Below are 25,594 nucleotides of genomic sequence, written 5' to 3'. Positions count from 1 at the left end.
AATCTGTTATTAGGGATCCTTGGCCCGGGAATCCATTCATTAAGACTTCAATATGTGGTAGTTTTTCACTTAAATTTTATGAAGGGGGCGGTACAAAATACCTTCCCTTTGGTCATAAACGAAAATATACGGAGGAATAAAAAATATGGTAGATCCATCAGTGGTAGATCCAGCAATTGTAGCAGCAAATGCAAAAGGAATAATTGCAATTGGAGCAGGAATAGCAGTAGGACTTTGCGGAATTGGAGCCGGTATGGGTGAACAGGCCATTGGAGCCGCAGCAGTAGGTGCAATGGCAGAAGATGAAAAATTCTTCGGTAAAGGTCTTTTAATGACAGTTATACCCGAATCCATAGCAATTTTCGGACTTGTAGTCGCTTTGATCTTATTGTTCGTATTCTAAAGGAAAAACATGGGACTTGATGCGATAGTTGAGGAAATTAAGGCCAAGGGCAGGGCAGAAGCCTCGAAAATAAACCAGGAGACGTCTTTGGAAGTTTCTAAGATTATTGCAGATGCCCGGGCCAGCGCAGATAAAATAAAAGCTGCCAAACAAGAAGCTGTCAAAAAAGAAATTGAGAGAATAAAGCAGCAGGAGCTGTCAAGTGCCAATCTTGAGGTCAAAAAAGCAAAACTCAATGCCCGCAAGGAAATCCTTGATGAGGTTTATGAGGAAACCAGAGAACTGATCTCAAAACTGCCGGCTGAGAAGAACCAGAAAATCCTGAAATCGATTATTGAAAAAAACCAATCAGGCTACAGTAAAATATATTCAAGAAGTAAAGACAAATCAACAGTTTCAAAAATGACGAAGCTGGAATTTGCTGGTGAAATTGACTGCATCGGCGGCATTGTTATGGAAAATGCTGACGGAAGCGTAGTTCTGGACTTCAAGTATGACATGATCCTTAAAAATGTCAGTGAACAATCTTTAAAACAGGTTTCCGATATCTTATTTGGGTGAAAAAAGGAATGGGAAAATCACAAGCTGTCAAATATGCGTATATTGTGGCCAGGGTTCGGGCTATGAAAGGTAAACTCATCCCCAAGGAGATGTACCCCAAATTCCTTAACATGGATATACCTGAGATCACACGGTTCATCGGGGAATCCGAGTATAAGAACGAGGTTGATGAACTTGGGAAGAAGTATAGAGGTACTGACCTTTTTGAACATGCATTGAACCAGAACCTGGCTTTGACTTACCGCAAATTGATCGAAGTATCCCAGAATGAGGCAAATTATATAATAACGGAATATCTCCGCTACTGGGATATATGGAATATAAAGACCATACTGCGCGGGAAATTCTCAGGAGCAAGCGAAGAGGAGATCCTTGAAGATGTGGTCTCTGCTGGCCAGTTAAGATACAGGGATCTATTGGATCTCATCAAGATCACAAGTGTAGAGGGAGTTATTGCAGCTTTATCAAAAACCCCCTATTATCCTGCACTTTCCGGTTACAAAGGAGTTCTGGCCGATATCGAGAATAATCTGGATAAACTATATTATGCTAACCTTATAAAAGCAGGTGAGAATTCGAAAGACCGATTTTTCCTGAAATTTCTGAGGACAGAAATAGATTTGAAGAATTTAAAGATACTCTTCAGGATGAAAAGTGCAGGAATGGAACGCGAGGAAATCCTCAAACTTTTGATCCCCGGAGGTATTGAACTTAAAGAAGCACATCTTGGGAGGCTTGCAGCGCTACCTTTTCCTGAATTCGTGCGGGCCCTTGAAGAATATTCCTACTGGAAAGCAATAGCAGGCGTAAGTAATGATCTGACTTCCCTGATCAATATTGAAACACAGCTTGATAAATACGGTCTTGTCAATATTACCAGGATATCATATTATTATCCGCTTTCAATCCTTCCGGTTCTTGATTATATAGTGAGCAAGAAACTTGAAGTTGATAATCTGCGAATCATTGTACGAGGAAAAGAAACAAAACTTCCTGAGGAAACAATAAAAGCCCACCTGGTGATGTAGATGGAAATAGCGGTTGTTGGAAATAGTGATTTTGTTATTGGATTTCGGCTTGCAGGCATCCGGAAAATTTTCGATGCAACGTCAAGTGATATAGAATCAAAGATCCAGAGCGTATTGAATGATAAAACCGTGGCGATTCTTGTTGTTCATGATGATGACCTGAGAATGTTATCCCCACATATGCAGCAGACACTCGATGACTCGGTTGAGCCAACAGTGATAGCCATCGGCGGAAAAGGTGAGAGTACAAACCTCAGGGATAAGATAAAACAAGCAGTGGGTGTAGATCTCTGGAAATAATACTAATTAAATTAAAATAGCAGGTGTCACAGATGAAAAATAAAGGTGAAATTTATAGGATATCAGGACCTGTCGTTATTATCACCGGCTTAAATACCAAGATGTATGATGTGGTAAAAGTCGGAAATGAAGGCCTGATGGGTGAGGTTATAGGTATTGAAGGAGATAAATCCACAGTACAGGTTTATGAAGAAACATCGGGAGTAAGACCCGGCGAACCTGTAGAAAATACTGGCATGTCCCTGTCTGTTGAACTTGGACCCGGCCTTCTTGAGAGCATATACGATGGTATCCAGCGTCCTCTTCCTGTATTAAAGGAAAAGATGGGCGACTTTATCAAGCGCGGTGTTTCTGCGAACGGTCTATCCCGCGAGAAAGAATGGGATTTTGTACCCACGGTTAAAAAAGGCGATAAAATTAATGGTGGAGATATAATCGGAACAGTTCGGGAAACATTGAATATCGAGCACAGGATCCTTGTCCCGCCCACAATTTCAGGAACCATAAGTGAAATAAAGAAAGGAAAATTCAAAGTTGATCAAGTGATCTGTACCCTTGAAGACGGCAAGGAACTCACAATGATGCAGAAATGGCCTGTAAGGAAACCAAGGCCAGTAAGCAAAAAAATGACACCGGGCACACCACTGATAACAGGCCAGAGGATCCTTGATGGTCTCTTCCCTGTTGCAAAAGGCGGGACTGCAGCCATTCCCGGCCCGTTCGGAAGTGGAAAAACAGTTACGCAGCAGCAGCTTGCAAAATGGAGCGATACAGAGATCGTGGTATATATCGGATGCGGCGAACGCGGCAATGAAATGGCGGATGTTCTATATGAATTCCCGGAGATCAAAGATCCAAAAACAGGCCGGCCTTTAATGGAGCGAACTGTTCTTATCGCAAATACGTCCAATATGCCAGTAGCAGCAAGGGAAGCCTCGGTTTATACAGGAATTACGATCGCTGAGTATTACAGGGACATGGGATATGATGTATCCCTGATGGCCGATTCAACATCCCGATGGGCAGAAGCCATGAGAGAAATATCCTCACGTCTTGAAGAAATGCCAGGTGAAGAAGGATATCCGGCTTATCTTGCAGCAAGACTATCAGAATTCTACGAGCGGGCAGGAAAAGTAAAAGCCCTGTCCGGAAAAGAAGGTTCGATTACAGTCATCGGAGCAGTTTCGCCTCCTGGTGGTGACTTCTCAGAGCCGATTACGCAAAATACACTCCGTATCGTCAAAGTATTCTGGGCTCTTGATGCCAAGCTTGCACAGAGAAGACATTTTCCATCAATCAACTGGCTTAACAGTTATTCATTATATACCAAAGCTCTTGGGCCATGGTATGATGAACATGTGTCTCCTGACTGGGTAAAACTCAGGAATGATGCAATGGAACTTCTTCAGAAGGAATCGGAACTCCAGGAAATTGTACAGTTAGTGGGCTCAGATGCGCTTCCTGAAGACCAGCAATTGACCCTTGAGGTTGCAAGGATGATCCGTGAATATTTCCTGCAGCAGAATGCCTATCATGAAGTTGATACGTTCTGCCCGATGGATAAGCAATTCAAACTATTGAAATCCATCATGTCATGGGGCGATAAAGCCCATAATGCACTGGATGGCGGTGCGCCTATCGAAGATATAATGAAATTGAAATCAAAAGACGACCTTGCCAAAGTCAAATATGAGAAAGAATTTGACAAAGCGCTTGGCGTGATACTGAAAACCATGGAAGATGAGTTTGCAAAACTAAGAGGTAAGTAACATGACAAAAGAATACAAGACAATCAGCCAGATCTCAGGCCCGCTTATCTTTGTGGAAAAAACAGAACCGGTTGGTTACAATGAACTGGTTAATATCAATCTTCCGGACGGAACCACCAAGAGAGGACAGGTACTGGATACTTCCAATGATATCGTTGTAGTACAGGTTTTTGAAGGAACAGGCGGCCTTAACAGGGATTGCGGTGTCAGGTTTACAGGCGAAACGATCAAGCTGCCTGTTTCAAAAGACCTTCTTGGAAGGATCTTATCAGGAGCTGGTGAGCCCTTAGATGGCGGGCCGCGCATCGTTCCGGAGGACAGGCTTGAGATAACAGGCGCAGCTATCAATCCATACGCAAGGCTCCCGCCCAAGGATTTCATCCAGACAGGCATATCCACGATCGATGGAATGAATACGCTTGTTCGCGGACAGAAACTTCCGATCTTCTCAGGCTCAGGTCTTCCTCACAATGAGATTGCACTCCAGATCGCGCGACAGGCCAGGGTCAGGGGATCAAATGAACCATTTGCAGTAGTATTTGCTGCAATGGGTATCACCAATGAGGAAGCCCAGTACTTCATGGCTGACTTTGAGCGCACAGGCGCGCTTGAGCGGGCAGTGGTTTTCCTGAATCTTGCAGATGATCCGGCTGTTGAGCGTCTGATCACGCCAAGACTTGCACTTACTGCGGCTGAATATCTTGCATACGAACATGATATGCATGTGCTGGTTATACTTACAGATATCACAAATTATTGCGAAGCTCTGCGCCAGATGGGGGCAGCCCGTGAAGAAGTGCCAGGAAGAAGAGGTTATCCAGGATACATGTACACTGATCTTGCCTCATTATACGAACGCGCTGGCGTCGTGAAGGGAAGAAAAGGATCAGTTACCCAGTTCTCTATTTTATCCATGCCTGGTGACGATATCACGCATCCAATCCCTGATCTTTCAGGATATATCACCGAGGGCCAGATAGTCATTTCAAGAGAACTTCACAGGAAAGGAATATATCCGCCTGTAAATGTACTGCCCTCATTATCAAGGCTGATGAACTCCGGAATTGGCGCTACCAGAACAAGGGAAGACCATAAAGCCGTCTCTGACCAGTGTTATGCCGCATATGCTGAAGGCAAGGACTTAAGAGGCTTAGTTGCTATCGTGGGCAAGGATGCCCTTTCTGACAGGGACAAGAAATTCCTTGAATTTGCGGACATGTTCGAAGACAGGTTCGTGCGCCAGGGTGTTGATGAGAACAGGGACATAGAGACAACACTGAGCATAGGCTGGGAACTGCTTGCAGAACTACCTGAAGCACAACTTACAAGAATAGATAACAAGTATATCCAGAAATATCATCCTGCCCATAAGGCAAAGGAAGGAAAGTAAGAGTAGCATGGCCATTAAGGACAACATAAAACCAACACGTTCGGAGCTTATCGAGCTTAAGAAGAAGATCAAGCTCAGCCAGGGCGGTCATAAGCTTCTTAAAATGAAGCGGGATGGCCTGATCCTTGAACTTTTCGAGATACTTGAGAAGGCAAAAGACATTAGAAGTGAAGTTGAGAAGCAGTTCGCTCTTGCAACACAAAAGCTATCGATCGCCAAATCAGTCGATGGTGTGGTGGTTGTGAAATCCACTGCTTTTGCCCTTAAGGATAATCCGAAACTTGAACTTGAAAGTAAGAACGTAATGGGAGTAGTTGTCCCGAAAATCGAAGCTTCAAGCGTACATAAGAGCCTCTCTGAGCATGGTTATGGTATTATCGGCACAAGCTCCCGTATTGATGAAGCCGTAGATTCCTATGAGGTTCTTGTTGAGAAGATAATCCAGGCAGCTGAGATCGAGACCACAATGAAGAAACTGCTTGAGGATATCGAAAAAACAAAGCGCAGGGTAAATGCTCTTGAGTTCAAGGTCATCCCTGAGCTTGGTGAAGCCAGGGATTTCATTGTGCTGAGGCTTGAAGAGATGGAACGTGAGAATACGTTCAGGTTGAAGAGGATCAAGGGGTAGTATTCTTACTTAGCAGATTACCTGAATGAGACTTTCAGGTTTTTCCACATTGTCTTACGGGCTTCACACCTCCTCATTGCTGGGGACGCATGCCATAATAAGGTTACTCCGAGTGGAAGGGGTAGCACTGTGGCAATTTATGATGCAACTTCTTGTCGCACACTACAATTTACCATAATTTACCATAATCCGTACAAATGTAACGATGACTATACATACTGCTTTTAAATGATACTCTCTCAGATTCCATTACACCCTCCAATAACCTCCCATCCATTTCCACCTGAACCATTCATTCTCCTGACGAAGCAGCATGTTCATCATGCCTAAATATCTCCAACCCCCCTCAAAACCGACAAAACTTTAAGCTTGTCCACGCTGTAGATGCAGGAAAGTGATAACATGCAGATACTACTCATCCATTCCGATTACATAGAATACGAGACAAAAAGAAGTACGCCTGTTGCTGAAAAAATAGAAGAGCAACTCAAAAAGGGGCGCATGGAAGAGGCTCTGACCGTTTTTGTGGCTGTCGAGAAGAACGATGAAGATAATGTCGATAACGTGTCAAAACAGACAGCCGAGGAGATAAAAAAGGTAACCGAGCAGGTCAAGACGAAACGCGTCATGCTCTATCCTTATGCGCACTTAAGTTCAAGCCTTGCATCCCCGAAAGCGGCTATCGAAGCACTTAAAAAACTTGAGGAACTGCTAAAGGATGCATCCTTTGAGGTGAAGCGCGCGCCTTTTGGGTGGTATAAGTCCTTTACCATAAAATGCAAGGGGCATCCGCTGTCCGAGCTTTCAAGGACGATAGGGCCGGGAGATGAAAAATGCGGAACTGTCGTAAAAGTAAAAGAGGAAAAAGAGGAAATTGTTTCGGAGGCGCTGAAGTCCGAGGCGAAGGCGACCTCGTACTGGCATATATTGACGCCCGAAGGGGAACTGCTGAAGCCCGAAGGATTTGATTTCACCGGGCATGATAACCTCAGGAAATTCGTGAACTACGAGATACACAAGAGCAGGGCTGTCGATAAGATACCGCCGCATGTAGAGCTTATGAGGCGGCTTGAGCTTGCTGATTACGAGCCCGGCTCTGACCCGGGGAATTTGCGCTTCTACCCGAAAGGGAGGCTTATGAAGAGCCTTATCGAGAACTACGTACTGGGTGAAGTTGCAAAAATGGGCGCGATGGAGGTCGAGACGCCCCTGATGTACGACATGAACCACCCGACATTGAAGAAGTACCTTGACCGCTTCCCGGCACGGCAGTACTCGATAGAGGCTGATAAGAAGATGCTCTTCCTGCGGTTTGCAGCGTGTTTCGGTCAGTTCCTTATGAACCATGATATGACCATATCCTACAGGAACCTGCCGCTGCGGATGGTCGAGCTTACCCGCTACAGCTTCAGGAAAGAGCAAAGCGGCGAGCTTGTCGGTCTGCGACGGCTTCGCGCGTTCACCATGCCGGATATGCATACGCTGTGCAAGGACATGGACGGGGCTGTGCGCCAGTTCAATGAGCAGTACAATATGTGCATAGACGTTCTCTCGAACGTAGGTATAGACCTGAAAGATTATGAAGTCGCCATCAGGTTCACGCGGGATTTCTATGAGGAGAACAAAGATTTCATAGTCGGGCTTGTAAAGACTGTGAATAAGCCTGTGCTGGTGGAACTCTGGGACCAGAGGTTCTTCTACTTTGTCCTGAAGTTCGAGTTCAACTACGTTGATGCGATGGACAAAGCCAGCGCGTTATCCACTGTCCAGATCGATGTTGAGAACGCCGAAAGGTACGATATAAAGTACATTGATTCGGACGGAAAGGAGAAACGACCCTTTATCTTACACTGCTCGCCAAGCGGCGCGATAGAAAGATGCATCTATGCGCTGCTTGAAAAGGCGCACATGAACTCGGAAAAAGGCATAGTCCCCATGTTCCCCGTCTGGCTCTCCCCGACGCAGGTTAGAGTGATCCCCGTTACGGATAAACATATGGAATACGCAGAAAAAGTGGCAGGGGAGTTGAATTGCAGGGTGGATATCGACGACCGCGAGGAGACAGTGGGCAAGAAGATACGCGATGCCGGCAAGGAATGGATCCCTTATGTGGCAGTCGTGGGGGATGAAGAGGTCTCAGGCGGCAGCATTACCGTTACGGTAAGAAGCGAATCGCAGCCTAACAAGCCTGCCAACGTAAAGATGACAGTGGCTGAACTCAACAAGAAGATTTCAAATGAGAGTTCGGGTTTTCCGTTTAAAGGGCTTCCGCTGGCAGTCCGGTTATCTGCAAGACCGAAGTTCGTGTAATCAGGACAAACAGGACAAGACCAGTTAAAGACAGGTGAAATGAGGGCAGCAAGGTTTTTAATCTGTAAATTCATGTAGAAGGCGAATTAATATGCTTGACATCGCAATCCCAAAAGGCAGCCTTGAGGAACAGACATTACTCTTATTCAAGCAGGCTGACCTTGAAATTAAAAAAACAGACCGTGAATATAATCCTACAATAAAAGACCCCAGGATAAAGAAAGTAAAGATACTGCGACCTCAGGAAATCCCCAAATACGTTGAAGAGGGATACTTTGACCTCGGCATTTCAGGAAAGGACTGGGTAATGGAATCCGAGTCTGATGTTGTCGAAATTGCAGATATGTTCTACAGTAAAATGGGGGAAGGGATTGTTAAGATCGTCGTAGCTGTACCAAACAACCAGGACATCAAAAGCGGAAAGGACATCAGACCGGGAAGCAGGGTCTCGACGGAATATCCCAGGCTCACAAAGAGGTTCTTTGATAACCTGGGAATACCTGTGGATATACGGTATTCCTACGGCGCAACTGAAGCAAAAGTCCCGGAACTCGTAGATGTGATCGTTGACCTGACAGAAACAGGCTCGACCCTTCGTAAAAACGGGTTAAAGATCGTGGACACTATACTTGAATCCAATACGAAACTCATAGCCAACAAGAAAAGCTGGAATGACCCGGCGAAAAGAAAAGAGATAGAGGAGATAAAAATCCTGCTGCTGGCAGTGCTTGAGGCGCGGGGAAAGGTATTCATAGTAATGAACATCCCCGAGGAGAAACTGGATAGCGTTGTAAGCGCGCTTCCTGCCATGAAAAAACCTACGGTTTCAAAGCTCTATAAATCTGATTACTATGCCGTGGAAAGCGTGGTTAGCAAGAGTGAAATCAACATCCTCATACCGAAACTCAAGAGCCTTGGTGCCGAGGATATCCTTGAGATGGATATTACCAAGATAGTACACTGATACATGCTAAAAATAACCACCCCATCCCGCCTGCATATCACACTTATCGACATGAACGCCTCCGGGGGACGTGTGGATGGCAGCGTCGGTCTTACTTTAGATAAACCTGCCATCATCATCAAAACTGAAAACTCTGACAGGATAGAGGTAACTGGCAGCAGTGAGCATACCGAACGCATGATGAAAAGCGCCGCACTGCTCCTGCCTGAAGGTGAAGGAATCCATATCGACATTGAGAAAGATTACCCCTCACATATCGGTCTTGGCTCAGGAACGCAGGCTGCCCTTGCTGCGGGCATGGCTGTGAACATATTATACGACCTGGGTTTGAGCGTGTACGACATAGCGGTAAAGGTCGGGCGGGGAGGGACAAGCGGCATCGGCGTGTCGGCGTTTGAGAGCGGCGGCTTCATCCTTGACGGCGGGCATAAGTTTGGCGAGAAGAAGAGTTTCCTGCCGTCATCGGCAAGCAGGCTTCCCCCGGCGCCCGTCCTGCTAAGAAAAGATTTCCCGGACTGGGATATCCTAGTCGCCGTCCCGAAGCAGAAAGGCGCATCGCGCAAGACCGAGGTGAACATATTCCAAAAAGTCTGCCCCGTACCGCTGCGGGAAGTGGAGGAGTTGTCCCATATCATCCTCATGCAACTGCTTCCTGCACTTGTTGAGGAGGATATTGTGACCTTTGGCAGCAGCATAAATGCGATCCAGAAGCTTAGTTTTAAGAAGAAGGAAGTGGAACTTCAGCCGTTATCAAAGAAGTTAATGCAGGCATTAAGAGACGGCGGCGCATACGGCGCAGGAATGAGTTCTTTCGGTCCCACGGTATATGCGTTTGGTGAGGACACCGGGAGCCTCATGAAAATAGCCGGGGAGTTTCTGGGGGAAAATGGGGAGGCATTTATAACAAAGGCAAGAAATGAGGGAGCAAGAATCGAAAACCGAAGCCTGTGTGATTGTAAGTCCGCTTGATTATAAGCCTATGTGAACGGATTATATCTCTGATTTCCTGTTTATTATTTATCCTGGATTTCCGCAAGCTTCAATCCGGCAATACTCATTATAACAACGAATATCAGCAGGGCGGCAGCGAATCCATAGCCTTCAAATGCGGGTATGATAAGCTTTGCCGCAACAATTAAAATTATAAATACCGCTACGGAACCAACTGCCGTCAGGATCTCAATGGACATTTTATTCATATTAGCTCTACTGTTGATACGATAGTTAAAGGTATTTACAACATCACGCGCTTCGCATCTATGATCCCGTCAACTGACTTGATCTCGTTAAGTACATCATCGTTCACATCACTGTCGATATTGAGCACCATTATTGCCTCGCCGCCGATCTTGATCCTTCCCACCTGCATCCCTGCGATATTGATGTTGTTCTTTCCAAGTATCATGCAGCAGGGTCCGATAATATTAGGACGGTCTTCGATCTTTGTCAGTATCATGTAACCTGAAGGTATGATGTCGATAAAGTATTTATCGATCTGCACAATCCGTGGCTCCTTTCCTATGACTGTGCCGCTCAGTACCCTGTCCTCACCCTTCCTGCCCAGTTTTAAAGTGATCTGGCTCGGATAACCGACAACTGTCTTTGACTTGCTTTCTATGACTTTTATCTTCCGCTCTTTCGCTATCGTGGGCGCATTAACATAATTCACACCTGAACCTAGCATGGGCTCAAGCAGTCCCTTCAACACAGCAAGGGTCACAGGTGCTACGTTCTGGTCAGCGATCTCACCGCAGTACGCTATTTCGACCTTTTCGTAATTCCCGATAAGCTGGGTTCCTAATTTCCCCATTTTCTCTGCGAGAGGGAAATACGGCTCAAGTATCTGCAGGACTTCGGCTTTAACATAGGGCATGTTAATTGCGTTCTTGACTGGCATGCCTTTTAAGGAGTTTACGATCTGCTCCGCCACTGTGACAGCCACGTTTATCTGTGCCTCCTCGGTCGATGCGCCAAGATGCGGGGTAACGATAACGTGATCAAGCTCAAGAAGCGGGTTGTCAAACGGCGGCTCTTTGGTAAAAACATCGATTGCTGCACTGCTCACGATGTCGTCCTTGACCGCTTTTGCAAGCGCCTCCTCGTTGATAATGCCGCCCCTCGCGCAGTTTATGACACGTGCGCCTTTCTTCATTATTGCAAATTCCTTTGTGCTGATAAGGTCTTTAGTTTCCTTGGTGAGAGGTGTATGCACAGTAATGTAATCTGCGCGTTTAACTATGTCCTCTACAGTAGTGAGGTCCACTCCAAGGTCTTTGGCTCTCTCTGCAGATATGAAAGGATCGTAAGCAAGTATCTTCATTTCCATCCCCTGCGCCCGCTTCGCCACTTCTGAGCCTATCCTGCCAAGCCCGATTACGCCCAGGGACTTATCCCTTACCTCAACTCCCATGAACTTCTTCCTGTCCCATTTCTTGCTTTTGAGCGAGGCGTTCGCCTGCGGGATATTCCTTGACATCGCCATCATCATGGCTATCGTATGTTCCGCAGCCGAAATGGTGTTGCCTTCCGGAGCATTGACAACGATAATACCCCTTTCAGTAGCTGCATTCACGTCTATATTATCCACTCCGACCCCGGCGCGCCCTATTATTTTCAATTTCTTGCCCGCACTGATGACATCTTTTGTCACCTGGGTCTCGCTGCGGACGATAAGAGCCTCATAATCTCCGATTATTTTTATCAGTTCTGCAGGGGGAAGACCGGTTTTTATATCCACATCAACTTCATTTTTTAATATCTCGATACCCTGTTCTGCTATAGGGTCGCTTACAAGTACTTTCACAAATATCACCAGATAAAACGGTCTAATAGGATTACAAGCATTTCAGCTTTTCGTTTAACTTATGCTTCAATCCATCCGGCCTGTTAAAGCTGGTTCAAAGCTCCTTTATTTTCCGGACTGTTTTTTGCATCTCAAAGAGCAACACACCTATCTGTGCATTCTTGCCGGTCAGGGCTATCAGAAGAGCATAATCAGTAGCGCGCATTATTATCAGCCTGTGGTTTTTCGATTCAGAAAGTAACATATCGGCTATCTCATTTGAGATCTCTCCCATCGCCCCTCCGGCATGTTTAAAGGTAGCGGCACTGTATGCTGCGAAGGTCTCCCTGTCCACACAGTTTGAAGATGTACATGACATTATCAGTCCATCGGGTGTGACAATAGCTGTACTGAGCACGTCAGTGGTGCTTTTTTCCAGTTCTTGAAGAACTTTCAGGTATAATTCAGCTTTTGTGACCATATTTCTCGCTATGCATATATCTGGATAATTTTCTCAGCATTCTCATTAGTAGATACATGGACACGATTGCAAACAAGCCGAATAATGTCTCAATTATTTCACGGATGGAATAAGGTATCGGGGAGCCCAGGCTTTCAATGAGCCCCAGCAATTTCCAGGTAAAAGCTGTAAACGCTGAAAACTGGAAAAACATGAATACCCGGATAAATCCGCCTGTTGTACGCGTTCCGAGCATATATGTGGCGTAGATGATAAGTGAACTGGCAGCCATCCATACAAGACTTTCAATATTGCCCGTTATTTTTTTTAAATCTGAAACATCGGTGCCTGAAATGTATAAATAGAGCACGATAACCGGGAACAGGATTACGAGAATAAACGGGGTATAAGTCATGGCCATTGAGTCTTTTTTTCTCTGGCAGATTTTCAAATATAAACTGATGAATGCAGAAGCCATAAAGATTGCAGACCATACCCCAAAAATGTATCGTATAGTACCGATAAGAGGCGATCCGCTAAGATGTCCCAGTTCGCGTATAGCGAAGCAGATGAACGTTAAAAACAAAAAAGCCCACGGCATATCACCCACGCTCCATAAGCGCCGGTATCCGTATGCTATGAATACAAGAATTATCGATAACCACCAAAAAAAATTTGATATAATTATGTGGAGTCCTACACTTTCTTCAAGTCCATACCGGGCCAAGTCAATCATGATCATAATGGTGATTCCTTCGAATAAATATTTGTTGTTCGGTTTAAGCGCCTGTATTTAACTAATCCGGAAGCAAGGATTTAAGGTAATCTTTAAGTCCGGAATTTAAAAGGGCATCCTCAATCCCTTCTTTTTTTACAAGACCGTTTAACTCAAGCAATCTATCGACCGATCTTTTGGCTAACGGCAGATATCCTGCAAAATAGTTAGCCGAATCGAACAGGATTTTATTTCGCTTATCTTCCTGGATTTTCTCGAATATTATGTTATCCCAGATAAAATACATGTTGCATTTTTTAAGCAGTTCAACTCTCGTATTATCCTTTTCTTTTTCATTTGCAAAAACAATACCTTTTTGATATAAAGACTTTAATGAGCTCATGTCGTTATCAACTATGAAAAATCGGACCACAGATGGCGAACATCTCATGCCGTATTCAAAATAATCAGGGTCGGGTAACTGGTAGAGCCTGTTTTCGTTCAATAAACCGATTAGGAGCTTACAGTAGTTTTCCAGGTTATCTTTATAGTATTTTGTTATCATCAATTTTGATAGTTCTTTATAATCAAACACATTAGCAATTTTTTGTAAAGTTTCGATATTCGGTTTGAATCTGATGAACACGGATTTAGAGTTCCGGTTTTCCCTCGCAGGCGTAACTTCGCAGTTCTCAAGGTCAAATAAACCCAGGTTTTTTAAGAAAATAACATGGTCTTTAACGACATCGGATTTTAGTTTTTTATTTTTTACTATCTCAGGCAATGTTGCACCGTTATTTTTAGCAATTCCGAATATCGTTGTTTTAAGTGCTTTTATATTTATTTTGTCCGAATCCATTCATTTAATATATAGTTACGGTTCAACTTAAATTTAACCATTGGAATATAGCACTATTTATAGATTAAATAATAACAATAACTCCAGCTTTTACTCCGGGCCAAACTGCCGGCTTATGAACCGGAGACCGAATCTGCCATTCAGTGACCAATTACGAAAATTCCTGCAGCGATGAGCCCTGTCTTTAGCCCTCCAGGGATTAAGAGGCAAATTTTAAGTATGATAAGGATAGTCATTTAATTAGAGGGGTGAACTTAAATGGATAAAGTGACGCATTTTCACATACCTGTGGAAAACATGGAACGGGCAATGAAATTCTATAAGAGCATCTTCGGCTGGGAGATAGAAGAAACAGTGGCGGGGATGGACTACCAGCTTGCGACAACTGTGGCTGTTGATGAAAAGGGCATGCCGGAGGAACCCGGAGCGATCAATGGCGCCCTGTATTTAAGAGAAAGTCCGGAGGAATGCCAGTCAATAGTGATAAGTGTCCCTTCTATAGACGAGTATCTTAAAAAAATTGAAAAGGCTGGCGGTAAGGTGGTCGGGCATAAATCGCCTGTAGAAGATTTCGGTTTTTATGCGCGGGTTGCCGATACCGAGGGGAATGTAATTGGTTTGTGGGAGGATGTAAAGAAATCAGAATAAATATATCGATTTATTTCATTGGTGACACTGATTCGCAGGGATTACAAAAGCGGTATATATTGATAATAATTTTTACACAGTTCGGCGCGCCGCGCAAGCCGATGAAGGCAGCGCACTGATTTTTGATAGACATCAAAAGCAGGCATCTTTATATACATTGTATTGAAATATTTAATTAGTGGAGTTTGAATCATGCAGGTTGAAGATATTTTAAACGAAGGCTATAACATTTATAAAAAACAATTTGCGACATTTATTGTTGCAACTGTGATAGCTGCTGTTGTTTCAATACTGATAGTAACGATACCGCCTTTGGTATTCGGGCTATACATAATGGCACAGAAGATAATTAAAGGAGAAGAAATAAAAATCTCAGATGTATTCAAGGGTTTTGACTATTTCGTAACCAGCTGGGTAATGTTCATAATTGGCGGGCTGGCAATACTGGCCGGTCTTATCCTTCTTGTAATCCCGGGATTGATTCTCATGTTCCTTTTCCAGTATGCGATCCCTATAGCCATATCAACAAAATCCGGGGCTATAGATTCTCTTAAGAAAAGTTACAGGATAGGGAGAGAGAACTTCCAGTTCACGATAATAATCGGGGTTGTACTTTTTGTGATTAATGGCATTGGAGGCGCATTAAGAGTTGGATGGTTAGTAACCTATCCATTCACTGTTATCTGTATCTGGATTGCGACTGAAAAGCTGATGCAGAAATCCTGACGATTCATAATGCACTACCGGATTTCTTTCTTTATCTTTTCTCTGTTAACAGGCTCATAATTATAGCATTTTATCCAGGGTTCGGATAAAATTTAAAAGGAACACGGATGACACGGATTGCACGGATGACACGGATACGATCGATCCGTGCGCATCCGTGTCATCCATGCAATCCGTGTTCTATAGCAAGCGCCTGTTTTACGCGCTTGACCTTGTATACACCTTCCCGAACATATTGAACGTCACCACAGACACATAGAAAATCCCGAAAATCATTATCAGGAAACCCAGGAGTGGTATAAAGTTCAGCAGCCCCAGGATAAACAACAGGACGATCAGAACAATATATACTGTAACATAATCGCCAAATACTGATTTGATCCTTGAAAACACCTCTCCGAACCTGAACGCTGCGCCAAAGGAGTTCTCTTTCGTGTACATGGCAAGAGCCATCGGAACCATGAACCCGAAGACCAGAGCCAGTAATAGACCGATTAAAATGCCTCCTATCGCGCCTGCCATCATCCCAGCCATAAGGTTCATATTACCGGTGAAGGCAGCCGCCATTATCCCACCTGCAGACACGGAAACTATCAGGATGGGGATTATCATATAAATAAGCCATATAACAAATCCTATCAATCCGTTGATGAATAAATTGCCCCATTCATCCCATTTCGGCATGCCGGGATTACCATCAATGGCTCCTTTCATCACTTTCAGGATATACCCGTACTCTATCAAATTTATAATCGGGATTATCCCAAGTACACCTCCGATCAAAACTTTCACGATCCATTCGCTATCTTTTGTCGGGAACTTAACTTCCTCTTCAATATCCATAATCCGCACCTCTTCTTTGCTTTTATAAATGTCTTCACAGCACTTACAAGCTCAGATATATCATTATTAATTATTATTAAACCTTTCCTCTATAACGAGCCCATCCAATAAGCAATATGTAATTTGAGAAGTTGGAATTGATGGATGGGTTCTGCATAGCCGAAAACTTTTTATCGAACTACAAACATGAAACAATAAAAACACAGGCAGGCTTTGACCTTACGACAGGAAAAAGCAGAACTGATCATATTTATACCAGGAGGTAAAATTCATGGCAGGTCAAATGGGCGGACAGCCAATCATCATTTTAAAGAAAGGAACAGAAAGAACACGCGGAGAAGAGGCAAAACGCAGCAATATAATGGCTGCGCGGGCTGTGGCAGAGGCTGTGCGGACCACTCTGGGTCCCAGGGGCATGGACAAGATGCTCACAGACCCTGCAGGGCTTGTAACGATCACTAACGACGGAGCTACGATACTCGATGAGATGAACATCAAACACCCGGCTGCAAAGTTAGTGGCCGAGGTGGCGAAAACGCAGGATGATGAGGTCGGTGACGGCACAACAACTGCCGCTGTCCTGACAGGGGAACTGCTAAAAGGCGCGGAGGTGCTGATGGAGCAGGGGCTTCATCCTACGACAATTATCAGCGGGTATAATCTTGCAGAGCATAAAGCAAAAGAACTCCTCTCAGATATTGCCATAGATTCAACAGATGAGCATCTGCACAAGATAGCCCGGACTGCGCTGACCGGGAAAGGCATTGAATTCTCACGGGAAAAACTCTCAGAGCTTGTGGTTACAGCCGTGAAATCGGTAGTAAAACAGGAGAACGGGAGCAAGAAAGTGAACATCAAGGACATCTCTATCGAAAGGCGCGGGGAAGGAAGCGTTGAGGACAGCGAGCTTGTCGCCGGCATAGTCCTGGATAAAACAAAGACCCACCAGAGCATGCCTGTACGTATTGAGAACGCGAAGATAGCGATACTCGCCACGCCCATAGAGGTCAGGAAAGCGGAGACAAAATCCGAGATATCCATTGAAGCGCCAGGGCAGACGCGCATGTTCCTTGAGCAGGAAGAAAGACAGATACGGCAGGCTGCTGATAAGGTCATCAAAAGCGGGGCCAATGCTGTGTTCTGTCAGAAAGGAGTTGATGACACTGCACGCTATTTCCTTGCCAAGGCAGGCGTTTTCGTTACCCACAGGGTCAAGAAGAACGACCTGTTGAAGTTATCAAGGGCGACAGGCGGGAAAATCATTTCCAGTCTGGACGAGGTCAAACCCGAAGCCCTGGGACTGGCAGGACTTGTCGAAGAGAAGATGGTCGGGAACGGTGAGATGATATTCATTACAGGATGCAAGAATCCCGACACATATTCGATACTGCTGCGCGGAGGAACTGAACATGTTGTAACAAGCCTTCATCGCGCCATGCACGATGCCCTGCGCGTTGTTGGCGTAACCATCGAAGACGGGAAAATAGTCGCAGGCGGCGGGGCTGCCGAGACTGAACTGGCTCTGCGCCTTCGCGAATACGCATCCACGCTTGAAGGAAGGGAGCAGCTTGCTGTCAATAAGTTCGCGGATTCACTTGAGATAATCCCCAAGACCCTTGCGGAAAATGCAGGGCTGGACGCCATCGATATGCTTACGGAGCTCCGGAGGCAGCATGAGAAAGGCAATAAGAACGCCGGTCTTGACGTAAATGAAGGCAAGCCTGTGGATATGCTTAAGAATGATGTCATTGAGCCGCTTCGTGTGAAAACACAGGCGATATCATCGTCTACAGAGGCTGCGTCCATGATACTTCGCATTGACGATGTGATGGCGTCAGCAAAAGACGAGCATCCCAAGAAGAAGCCTGACCTGAGCGATCTTGATTAATCTGCTTTTTCTTTATCCTTAATTTTTATAAGCTCCACTCTGTGGCTTCCTGACCTTTGGAACTGCTGCATATTACAGTCAGTCGCCGGTGTACATTTTCAACACAGGTGAACAAATAGTTTTATAAGCCCGGTCTTCCAATACTTATGTGAGGGGATGGTAGAAGAGCCAGGGAAACAAAAGATATCAGAGGGTGAGCAGAGCGTCATGAAGGATGGGGGTTGAATGGATGCTGGATTTCCGGTCATTCTTATTTACGATGATCATCACTGATTTTGGATTATACTTTTTGGCAGGTATAATACTTGCATTTATTGTGCTATCAGGGGCAGCGGCAGCATCACCGTTCACAGTAGCCGCCACCGGTACTCCGCAGATGAACCTCACCACCAACAGGCTTGTCATCCTGGACGACCCAAGCGGCTGGGACGGAGGGGCTGCTGGAATCACCGATAGGGGCGACCAGTGGCAGGGTGAGAGTACGACTATCCGATGGTATGCACTCCTGATCAACTCATCGGGCAGAGCAGCCCGGAACATAACTGTAACGAGCCAGCTTCTTTTCCCGAATGGCACGGTTGTCCTGGAAAAAACCAATATCACTAACAGTTTCGGTATTGCAGCTTTTGATCAGGATATGAACAGGTGGCTGCGCTTCAACGGCAGCGGAAGCGAGGGGGTTTACACGATAAATACAAGTGCAACCGTAGATGGTACACCTGTGGCCGGGAATTATAACTTCATCTACGACGAGTGGGGCTGCGGTTCAAGCGGCAGCGGTTGCCATGCATCGCAATACTGGCAGGGAGGCTTTGGCTCCAAGAATGCAAGTACGTTTGCAGCCGGGAGTATCCAGAATTCCCCTTACCTGCATGCGTGGGATAACTTCCATAATGCTACCAGCCATGGTCTTGGCGGAGGTTTTATAGGAAACGGAGAATGCCTTACATGCCACCGGGGCTATGACGGTATATACCGCAACCACAGCAGCAGGGTACAGGCAGCATCTCAATACCCGTCAGGGGTCCACAGTGGCAAAGTACCCTGTACAGGCTGTCATGCAGCTTTTAACAGCGGCACAATGCCAATCCTCCGGTGCTACAACTGCCATCCAATGAAGAATAATAATCTCACCGTAAAAACTTTCTCCCAGACGGCATCAAGTGGTTTTTCCTACCAGCCATTGACTGATACGAACATAACGGCGCACAATGCAGGCATGAACATACCCTGCATCATGTGCCATAACGGTATGCACAACGTGTCCAAGCCATACAATGCCATAGAAACATCAAACTCATTCACCGAATACCAGCAGTGCACCGCATGTCACACTGCACGTAAAAAACATAACGACAGTGTAAGCTGCACGGTCTGCCATTCTCAGGACGCCCATGCGATAAAGGTATTCGCGCAGAATGCAACATATATACAGGGTTCTGAGAACGCTAACAGGGGCAACTGCACGAACTGCCACCAGAACTCTTCTTTCCTGAGCGCGTTACTTTCGCAGCCAAAGGCAGGAGCCCTTACAGGAAGTGCCCCGCAGGTTTCAAACCCCCTGAATCACAGCAACGATGCTCTTGCAGGAATGAAGTGGAATGCGACATCCGGTTACTGGATGAATGGGACTGATGGGAGCGCCCAGCTTTCATCATGCAAGTACTGCCACGGCGATACGCTGCATAAGACCGCCGCTCTGGGCAGACCATCCCTGTGGGAAGGCAATAATACCGTGAACTCAACCATTGATGGTACCTCGTGGTGCGCCTCATGCCACTGGCAGGGCTATGCCAGCGGCGCAAATACCTATAATGATACGGTAAGTACCTTCACGGGGGATAACTTATCCGTTCCTCCTGAGATCACAGGAAACGCCACTTACGGCGCCAACCGGAGCGCTCCTGCGTATTTTGATCACAGTGATATTACCATGGATGATGCCGCATGCAAAGGCTGCCACGGAATCCTGGCAACGGGTGCGGGGATAACAGGGTTCATGCATAATGTTGCCACAGGTTCGGCATCCGGGGGGGGTACTGACTGCGCACTGTGCCATGATATAAACGGGATAGCTCCAAAACGGATAAATTTTTCAGCGTTCAAGGTGGGTGTGCACGAGAATCTCAACAGCAATGCAACGAACAACACAATGCTTTCAGAGATAGCGGATAAAGCCTGCTGGGCATGCCACGGCGAGGGTAATGAGCCGGCAGGACACCCGTTAAGATATAGAAACCCGCGCAGGTGCAGCAATAATGACTGCCATTCCCTTTCCCAGTCCTTCAGGGCGCCCATGGTTTATTCTCATTTTAAGGATGCTGCCCTTAATGGCAATCCCGAAAACACCACGAATTTCAATATTTCTACAAAAGTTCCCTGTGAATCCTGTCATTCCAATAGCTTAACTGAAGCGGGTGAAAACCTTAACGCATCCGTTTCCCACTACGCTACCACCGGGAATCTGATAGGCTCCATGAATTGTATCTACTGCCATCTCGATAAGGACAATTCAGAAAAATGGGGTAACGCCACCGAGATAAATAAAAACAGGACATCCATGATCGAACTTGATAAGTTGAATAATAAATTCACTGCCCGCGAAGGGGAATTCGTTGAACTCGGTATTGGATACAGGATAAAGGTAACGGGAATATCAACCAAGCGGGGTAGCGCCAATATGGAGTTATATAAGGCTGATGCACTGGTGGATAAAGGACTTGTGAATACTGGAAAATACATCTACGAAGAGTATCGCATGGTAGATAACGCAACCACCAGGATCCCCGTACTCATACTCAATATCACGGGGATGTTCGTTTCCGACAATGAGAGCTTTATACAGTTCGACGGCACCAGGATAAAAAGACTGCATTACGAGAACAAAACAACTTCCTGCTACCAGTGCCATTTCAGCGGTGATGCCGTAAGGCGCAAATACACAGTGATTGACCGGATAGATGATAAACTATTTTATACTGAGGTATTCTTTAACTCTTCTGATAAAAATGAGTTTTACCAGGAACAGGCTCTCCGGCTCCTGACTAACATGACGCCTGCCGATGCACACAGCGATATAGAAAGAAGCAAACGAATGACATTAAGAGAGGGAGGTAAATGGGAACTTGCCGGGAATTACAGCTTTACTCTTGAAGGCATAGATAATAAAAGCGCCTCAGCCAGATTCTTGCTGCAGGCTGGCGGCAACGATAGCAATTATACGGAAATCGTGGAGCGCGGGAACATGTTCGTGTACGAGCCGGATATGGAACTGGGGATAGAACGTAAAAACATAACATTATTCAGGGCGAAAGTTGCCGAAATACAGGCGGGAACGCCGGGTGTTGTGGTTCTTGAAGACATCCTTGCCCTCTCGCCCGAAATAAAAGAAATAGAAGAAATAAATGATAACACCACTATTTCGGGATATAATACAAGCTGGCTGTGGGAAAATGATACGTTCCTGACAGGAAGGATTCCCACAAATCTGCATGTACCGCTGCTGCAGCAGGGCAGGGGCGGAGGCCCGGATTGCGTTTCCTGCCACAATGTAGGTGAGCTGGGGGCACATACCGGAATCAACCCGGAGGCTCCTGGCAGTGTTGCTGCTATTAATAAAGCCTGCTGGGCATGCCACGGGACCGGGAAGGAGCCGGAACGGCACCCTGCGAACTACAGGTCACCCAGGGAGTGCAAATCCTGCCATGTAGAGCAGCAGACGCCGTTTTTCAATGCCACATACATAGGGGATGAAAAACACGGCAGTCAGGAGAATTGCAGGTCATGTCATATAGAGAATACCCATAAGTTACTGCGGTTCGATGTAGTGCCGACCATAAAGGACCTGTCATTGTCAAAAAAAGAGGTCGTTCCAGGGGAAAATATCACAATTAAAGCCACCATCATGGCGGGATACCTGATGAAGGTCAGAGCTGCCGAGTATTATATCGACTCATCTGCCAGAGCATTTCCAATGGCTGCGACGGATGGCTCTTTTGATGACCAGACAGAAGAGATTACTGCCACGCTTGATACCTCCGGACTTGCGCCGGGAGACCATACGATCTATGTCAGGGCTATGGAGCGGAACAATAAATGGGGTCCTGAGGAGGCTGTCACTTTTGTGGTGCAAGGTACCGGGGGAGAATCCAGAGCAGCCTTGTTGCCTGTTCTTGCTGTTTCGTTATTTTTAGCAGTGGTTATTTTCAGAATGAGGAGAGGTTGAGTTCACCGGAGGGATAGCTTCTGGTTTTATTTTTTGCAGTCCTGATATGGGGCAGTATGGAAGGATAGGAAAAACTATAATGCTTTTGCAAAAACCTTATTATCTATAATGTGTATGTAGCCCCCATACGCCAGGGTGGCGGAACGGCTACGCAATCGCCTGCAGAGCGATTCCATTCCGGTTCGAGTCCGGACCCTGGCTTATTATCATAGCTTTTTAAAAGAATTCTTTATTTATCGGTCCTTTTTTATCATATCAACAGCGGCATGGTGAGCCTACCTTATGTGAAATTTTCCGAAGTAACGTTTTGTAAAACCATATGCTTGCGAAATAGAAATTTTGGAAACCAGGCTCCTGCTTATAAAGACACCATATATGTATGGCATAAAATCTAAACGATAAAGGGTGATGTAGATATAATCCTTAGGAGGGAGTAGTATAAAAAAAGCAATAAAAAAAGAAGCTGGTGCCAGGTATTTCAATACCGGCATTTCAATCGATTTTAAAAAACAAAGGAGTGATTAATTTGAAGGAGCCTATTGAGAGGGTAACTATAGCCCCTTGCATGGGTATAGGCCAGACCGTGGCGGGAGTGACCCGGTTGGCAGCATACATTGTAAATGAAGAGCTGCTTCCAGACCAGACAATTTTACTTTGTATACCGGCGCTTATCTCGGGAGTTATCGAAGATATCGATATGGCAGAAGTGTATCCGACAATCGTTATAGACGGTTGCAATGAAAAATGTGGAAGCCATATATGTCATTTTTGCGGGATAAAGCCGGCTGCAAGGGTATACGTACCGGAAATCATACATGAAACCAGGCTGAGCCCGGGGCATACACGACAGGAACTTGAAGAATCAGGCAAAGAGCTGGCACGTGTCGTAGCTGAAAGAGTGGCTATTATTGCAAAAGGCATACTTGATGACCCTGATTACAACTTCAAAGTACAGAAAGTAAACATGCACGGCTTAACTCATGACCCCGAGATAGAAAAGACCCTTGATTACGATTGCTACGATGGGTTTTATAAGCCGAAAAGCATGCCTGAAATTAACCTTAAAGATGGGGAGAAATATGTTGCGAAAGTGTTGTGCCGCTGAGTGCATAGGGACATTCATGCTGGTGTTCGCCGGGACCGGCGCCATAATTATCAATGCCTTGACCGGAGAAATAACCAGCATGGGCATTGCATTGACTTTCGGGTTCACAGTTGCAATCCTGATTTATTGCCTGGGGAATGTGTCGGGTGCGCATTTGAATCCTGCAGTTACCGTTGCACTGGCACTGACAGGAAAATTCGAACCTAAAAAGACGCTGCCCTATATTGCATCCCAGCTTTTCGGAAGCATACTGGCATCGATAACATTGCTTTTTCTTTTTGGAAAAGTCAGCAATCTGGGGGCGACCCAGCCGAGATATGGCTGGCAGCAGTCCTTTGTACTGGAATTCATTTTAACTTTCTTCCTGATGTTCGTAATAATGGCCGTAATCATGCACAAGCACGGCATCGGTATGTCTGCAGCGGCTATCGGGGCTGCCGTAGGACTGGATGCGATGTTCGGCGGACCGATTAGCGGTGCATCGATGAACCCGGCAAGGTCTCTCGGACCGGCTCTGGTTTCCGCAACGTTCACGAACCAGTGGATATATCTAATCGCTCCACTGGGAGGCGCAATACTTGCGGCATTCCTGTACAGATTACTTTTCAAAGAAAACAATATTGAATTATCTGTTGAAAAAGAGATTTCTTCAAAGGGGGTGCTCTGATGACAGACGCAAAAAACAGGGAGACGGGTCTTATAATCTGTCAGTGTAATGGTAACAGTTACGTAAAGGATTTTGATTTAGATCAAGTTGTAACCTACGTCCAGGATAACCTGGACGTTTCTTTTATAGGAATGCACCCCAGTTTATGCAGCCGTAAAATCGGCATAAACTACCTTAGCCGGCTGCTGGACAGGGACATCGAAAAACTTGCCGTATTGGCCTGCCATCCGAAAGCACAGAGATGGCTTTTTGAAGAAATCCTGCAAAAAAAAAACCTGAACGGGAATTTTATCCCGATAAGCTTTCATGGAGCGACAACCCGGGACGTCATCTCCCAGCTTGAAATGGTATTCCCCAGGAAATCAGAAAAAATTAATGAATGGTTCCCGGTTATTAATTACGAACGATGTCTGGGTCTAAAAGCCTGCGGGGCTTGTTATGATTATTGCATCTATGGCGTATTCGGGATAAAAGAGAATGATAACGACTGCGTAATCGTTAAAAATCCATATAAATGCAAAGATAAATGTCCGGCATGTGCCCGTCTGTGCCCTGTCCGCGCAATTATTTTCCCAAAGTCCTCCGACGGCTGGATAGCCGGTAAAGAGATACAAAATGCAGAAAAAACCGGACAAAACGCCCGGGAGATCATGCCTGAACAGGGAAGCGCACCGCAAGTTGCAGATGCAGCTAAGAACGCAGGGACTATTTCATTTGATAAAGACATACCCGATGAATTGACCCGTATGTTGATCAGGGAGAAAGCACCCGATGCGGCAGGACGGCTGGGAGAAGCAGATGTGGAAATATTCGCTGAAGAATTTCTTAACCAGCTGGGGATTAAAGAGGATTATCGCCGCTTTACAGTGGTTGAGTTAAAAAACGAATCTCTAAAGCAAAAGTTCACAGAGACCCCATATGAGCGCCGTGTAATAATAATACCGCATTGTCTTCGCGACCAGGTGCATTGTAAAGGAAAATACGAAGACGTGGGCGGGGGAGTAAAACTTGTATGTGCGGAATGCGGGAGTAAGGAATGTAATATATTCCCGTTAAAAAAGGCATCAGAAAAGTTAGGGTATACGGTATTCGTAGCAGAAGGTTCAACCGTAGTCCTCAAATTGCTAACCGAAAAAAAGAGAGGGATAGCTTTCCTCGGTATCGGGTGTTTAGATTCGCTTTACAAATCAATACCGAAACTTGATGCATTCGGAATTAGCGCAAGAGGCGTCCCACTCCTGAAGTCAGGCTGTAAAAATACTGTAGTTGAACTGGACAGGGCTTTAGAATCCATATTCCTTGAACCAAAATAGGCGGATTCGT

Annotated in this window: 23 protein-coding genes and 1 tRNA gene; 18 read left to right on the top strand and 6 right to left on the bottom strand. The window is 45.6% G+C overall.

What is annotated here, in order from left to right; genetic code table 11:
• The first annotated feature begins 145 nt into the window (after positions 1-145).
• From MNV_RS14035 to MNV_RS13990, 10 genes are all read left to right on the top strand, one after another.
• The gene (locus MNV_RS14035) at positions 146-403 is read left to right on the top strand and encodes an ATPase (RefSeq protein WP_096206578.1); all 258 of its coding nucleotides are present in this window, start codon (positions 146-148) and stop codon (positions 401-403) included.
• Positions 404-412: 9 nt separating this feature from the next.
• The gene (locus tag MNV_RS14030) at positions 413-964 is read left to right on the top strand and encodes a V-type ATP synthase subunit E (protein WP_096206577.1); all 552 of its coding nucleotides are present in this window, start codon (positions 413-415) and stop codon (positions 962-964) included.
• An 8-nt stretch (positions 965-972) separates the two neighbouring features.
• Entirely contained in the window at positions 973-1,992 is a 1,020-nt protein-coding gene (locus MNV_RS14025) for a V-type ATP synthase subunit C (protein WP_096206581.1), read from the top strand.
• A complete protein-coding gene (locus MNV_RS14020; protein ID WP_096206576.1) occupies positions 1,993-2,292 on the top strand; it encodes a V-type ATP synthase subunit F in 300 nt (99 codons plus the stop codon). It begins immediately after the preceding gene.
• 32 nt (positions 2,293-2,324) lie between these two features.
• Positions 2,325-4,061, top strand: a complete 1,737-nt coding sequence (locus MNV_RS14015; protein WP_096206575.1) for an ATP synthase subunit A — start codon at positions 2,325-2,327, stop codon at positions 4,059-4,061.
• 1 nt (position 4,062) lies between these two features.
• The gene (locus MNV_RS14010) at positions 4,063-5,451 is read left to right on the top strand and encodes an ATP synthase subunit B (protein ID WP_096206574.1); all 1,389 of its coding nucleotides are present in this window, start codon (positions 4,063-4,065) and stop codon (positions 5,449-5,451) included.
• Between the two features lie 7 nt (positions 5,452-5,458).
• Positions 5,459-6,079, top strand: a complete 621-nt coding sequence (locus MNV_RS14005) for a V-type ATP synthase subunit D (protein ID WP_096206573.1) — start codon at positions 5,459-5,461, stop codon at positions 6,077-6,079.
• A gap of 402 nt (positions 6,080-6,481) precedes the next feature.
• Entirely contained in the window at positions 6,482-8,389 is a 1,908-nt protein-coding gene (locus tag MNV_RS14000; RefSeq protein ID WP_096206572.1) for a threonine--tRNA ligase, read from the top strand.
• A 91-nt stretch (positions 8,390-8,480) separates the two neighbouring features.
• Positions 8,481-9,353 carry an ATP phosphoribosyltransferase gene (hisG, locus tag MNV_RS13995; protein WP_096206571.1) on the top strand — a complete coding sequence of 291 codons (873 nt, stop codon included), beginning with the start codon at positions 8,481-8,483 and terminating at the stop codon, positions 9,351-9,353.
• 3 nt (positions 9,354-9,356) lie between these two features.
• Positions 9,357-10,322: a beta-ribofuranosylaminobenzene 5'-phosphate synthase gene (locus MNV_RS13990; protein ID WP_096206570.1), complete on the top strand. Its 966-nt coding sequence runs from the start codon at positions 9,357-9,359 to the stop codon at positions 10,320-10,322.
• Positions 10,323-10,366: 44 nt separating this feature from the next.
• Here the strand turns inward: MNV_RS13990 and MNV_RS13985 are convergent, their stop codons facing one another.
• From MNV_RS13985 to MNV_RS13960, 5 genes are all read right to left on the bottom strand, one after another.
• Positions 10,367-10,552, bottom strand: coding sequence for a hypothetical protein (locus tag MNV_RS13985; protein ID WP_096206569.1), 186 nt, complete (start codon positions 10,550-10,552; stop codon positions 10,367-10,369).
• Between the two features lie 35 nt (positions 10,553-10,587).
• Positions 10,588-12,156 (bottom strand): phosphoglycerate dehydrogenase, encoded by a 1,569-nt coding sequence (gene serA / locus MNV_RS13980; protein WP_096206568.1) that lies wholly within the window; start codon positions 12,154-12,156, stop codon positions 10,588-10,590.
• Between the two features lie 94 nt (positions 12,157-12,250).
• Entirely contained in the window at positions 12,251-12,616 is a 366-nt protein-coding gene (locus tag MNV_RS13975; protein ID WP_096206567.1) for a roadblock/LC7 domain-containing protein, read from the bottom strand.
• Positions 12,600-13,331, bottom strand: coding sequence for a hypothetical protein (locus MNV_RS19085; RefSeq protein WP_143311802.1), 732 nt, complete (start codon positions 13,329-13,331; stop codon positions 12,600-12,602). The genes MNV_RS13975 and MNV_RS19085 overlap by 17 nt, the downstream gene beginning before the upstream one ends.
• Before the next feature lie 61 nt (positions 13,332-13,392).
• Positions 13,393-14,169 (bottom strand): hypothetical protein, encoded by a 777-nt coding sequence (locus MNV_RS13960; protein WP_096206564.1) that lies wholly within the window; start codon positions 14,167-14,169, stop codon positions 13,393-13,395.
• A 258-nt stretch (positions 14,170-14,427) separates the two neighbouring features.
• Here MNV_RS13960 and MNV_RS13955 point away from each other — a divergent pair, with 258 nt between their 5' ends.
• Together MNV_RS13955 and MNV_RS13950 are read left to right on the top strand one after the other, a co-directional pair.
• A complete protein-coding gene (locus MNV_RS13955) occupies positions 14,428-14,817 on the top strand; it encodes a VOC family protein (RefSeq protein WP_096206563.1) in 390 nt (129 codons plus the stop codon).
• 192 nt (positions 14,818-15,009) lie between these two features.
• Positions 15,010-15,543: a glycerophosphodiester phosphodiesterase gene (locus MNV_RS13950; protein WP_096206562.1), complete on the top strand. Its 534-nt coding sequence runs from the start codon at positions 15,010-15,012 to the stop codon at positions 15,541-15,543.
• 198 nt (positions 15,544-15,741) lie between these two features.
• Here MNV_RS13950 and MNV_RS13945 read toward each other — a convergent pair whose 3' ends face one another.
• Positions 15,742-16,386 carry a DUF4013 domain-containing protein gene (locus tag MNV_RS13945; RefSeq protein ID WP_096206561.1) on the bottom strand — a complete coding sequence of 215 codons (645 nt, stop codon included), beginning with the start codon at positions 16,384-16,386 and terminating at the stop codon, positions 15,742-15,744.
• Positions 16,387-16,669: 283 nt separating this feature from the next.
• Between MNV_RS13945 and thsA the strand changes: the two genes are divergently transcribed.
• The 6 genes from thsA (at position 16,670) to MNV_RS13920 (ending at position 25,584) form a co-directional block, all read left to right on the top strand.
• Positions 16,670-18,274, top strand: coding sequence for a thermosome subunit alpha (gene thsA, locus MNV_RS13940; protein ID WP_096206580.1), 1,605 nt, complete (start codon positions 16,670-16,672; stop codon positions 18,272-18,274).
• A gap of 214 nt (positions 18,275-18,488) precedes the next feature.
• A complete protein-coding gene (locus MNV_RS13935) occupies positions 18,489-22,499 on the top strand; it encodes a hypothetical protein (RefSeq protein ID WP_096206560.1) in 4,011 nt (1,336 codons plus the stop codon).
• Between the two features lie 129 nt (positions 22,500-22,628).
• Positions 22,629-22,700 (top strand) — tRNA-Cys (locus tag MNV_RS19815).
• A gap of 325 nt (positions 22,701-23,025) precedes the next feature.
• On the top strand, positions 23,026-23,604 hold the full coding sequence (locus MNV_RS13930) for a putative zinc-binding protein (protein ID WP_143311800.1): 579 nt from the start codon (positions 23,026-23,028) through the stop codon (positions 23,602-23,604).
• Positions 23,579-24,271: an MIP/aquaporin family protein gene (locus MNV_RS13925; RefSeq protein WP_218838031.1), complete on the top strand. Its 693-nt coding sequence runs from the start codon at positions 23,579-23,581 to the stop codon at positions 24,269-24,271. The genes MNV_RS13930 and MNV_RS13925 overlap by 26 nt, the downstream gene beginning before the upstream one ends.
• Positions 24,271-25,584: a DUF116 domain-containing protein gene (locus MNV_RS13920; RefSeq protein ID WP_096206558.1), complete on the top strand. Its 1,314-nt coding sequence runs from the start codon at positions 24,271-24,273 to the stop codon at positions 25,582-25,584. The genes MNV_RS13925 and MNV_RS13920 overlap by 1 nt, the downstream gene beginning before the upstream one ends.
• The last annotated feature ends 10 nt before the right edge of the window (positions 25,585-25,594 follow it).

This window comes from Candidatus Methanoperedens nitratireducens (assembly GCF_900196725.1).
Taxonomy (GTDB): Archaea; Halobacteriota; Methanosarcinia; order Methanosarcinales; family Methanoperedenaceae; genus Methanoperedens; species Methanoperedens nitroreducens_A.
This window is presented reverse-complemented; position numbering and strand designations above follow the sequence as displayed.

What these genes read in the sequence shown, in the direction of transcription:
- MNV_RS14035 (WP_096206578.1), top strand. Translation starts at nt 146, where the DNA reads ATGGTAGATCCATCAGTGGTAGATCCAGCAATTGTAGCAGCAAATGCA.
- MNV_RS14025 (WP_096206581.1), top strand. Translation starts at nt 973, where the DNA reads ATGGGAAAATCACAAGCTGTCAAATATGCGTATATTGTGGCCAGGGTT.
- MNV_RS13990 (WP_096206570.1), top strand. Translation starts at nt 9,357, where the DNA reads ATGCTAAAAATAACCACCCCATCCCGCCTGCATATCACACTTATCGAC.
- MNV_RS13950 (WP_096206562.1), top strand. Translation starts at nt 15,010, where the DNA reads ATGCAGGTTGAAGATATTTTAAACGAAGGCTATAACATTTATAAAAAA.
- MNV_RS14005 (WP_096206573.1), top strand. Translation starts at nt 5,459, where the DNA reads ATGGCCATTAAGGACAACATAAAACCAACACGTTCGGAGCTTATCGAG.
- thsA (WP_096206580.1), top strand. Translation starts at nt 16,670, where the DNA reads ATGGGCGGACAGCCAATCATCATTTTAAAGAAAGGAACAGAAAGAACA.
- MNV_RS13955 (WP_096206563.1), top strand. Translation starts at nt 14,428, where the DNA reads ATGGATAAAGTGACGCATTTTCACATACCTGTGGAAAACATGGAACGG.
- MNV_RS13945 (WP_096206561.1), bottom strand. Translation starts at nt 16,386, where the DNA reads ATGGATATTGAAGAGGAAGTTAAGTTCCCGACAAAAGATAGCGAATGG.
- hisG (WP_096206571.1), top strand. Translation starts at nt 8,481, where the DNA reads ATGCTTGACATCGCAATCCCAAAAGGCAGCCTTGAGGAACAGACATTA.
- MNV_RS14030 (WP_096206577.1), top strand. Translation starts at nt 413, where the DNA reads ATGGGACTTGATGCGATAGTTGAGGAAATTAAGGCCAAGGGCAGGGCA.
- MNV_RS14015 (WP_096206575.1), top strand. Translation starts at nt 2,325, where the DNA reads ATGAAAAATAAAGGTGAAATTTATAGGATATCAGGACCTGTCGTTATT.
- MNV_RS14000 (WP_096206572.1), top strand. Translation starts at nt 6,482, where the DNA reads ATGCAGATACTACTCATCCATTCCGATTACATAGAATACGAGACAAAA.
- MNV_RS14010 (WP_096206574.1), top strand. Translation starts at nt 4,063, where the DNA reads ATGACAAAAGAATACAAGACAATCAGCCAGATCTCAGGCCCGCTTATC.
- MNV_RS13935 (WP_096206560.1), top strand. Translation starts at nt 18,489, where the DNA reads ATGGGGGTTGAATGGATGCTGGATTTCCGGTCATTCTTATTTACGATG.
- MNV_RS13925 (WP_218838031.1), top strand. Translation starts at nt 23,579, where the DNA reads ATGTTGCGAAAGTGTTGTGCCGCTGAGTGCATAGGGACATTCATGCTG.
- MNV_RS14020 (WP_096206576.1), top strand. Translation starts at nt 1,993, where the DNA reads ATGGAAATAGCGGTTGTTGGAAATAGTGATTTTGTTATTGGATTTCGG.
- MNV_RS13985 (WP_096206569.1), bottom strand. Translation starts at nt 10,552, where the DNA reads ATGAATAAAATGTCCATTGAGATCCTGACGGCAGTTGGTTCCGTAGCG.
- MNV_RS13975 (WP_096206567.1), bottom strand. Translation starts at nt 12,616, where the DNA reads ATGGTCACAAAAGCTGAATTATACCTGAAAGTTCTTCAAGAACTGGAA.
- MNV_RS19085 (WP_143311802.1), bottom strand. Translation starts at nt 13,331, where the DNA reads ATGATTGACTTGGCCCGGTATGGACTTGAAGAAAGTGTAGGACTCCAC.
- MNV_RS13960 (WP_096206564.1), bottom strand. Translation starts at nt 14,169, where the DNA reads ATGGATTCGGACAAAATAAATATAAAAGCACTTAAAACAACGATATTC.
- MNV_RS13920 (WP_096206558.1), top strand. Translation starts at nt 24,271, where the DNA reads ATGACAGACGCAAAAAACAGGGAGACGGGTCTTATAATCTGTCAGTGT.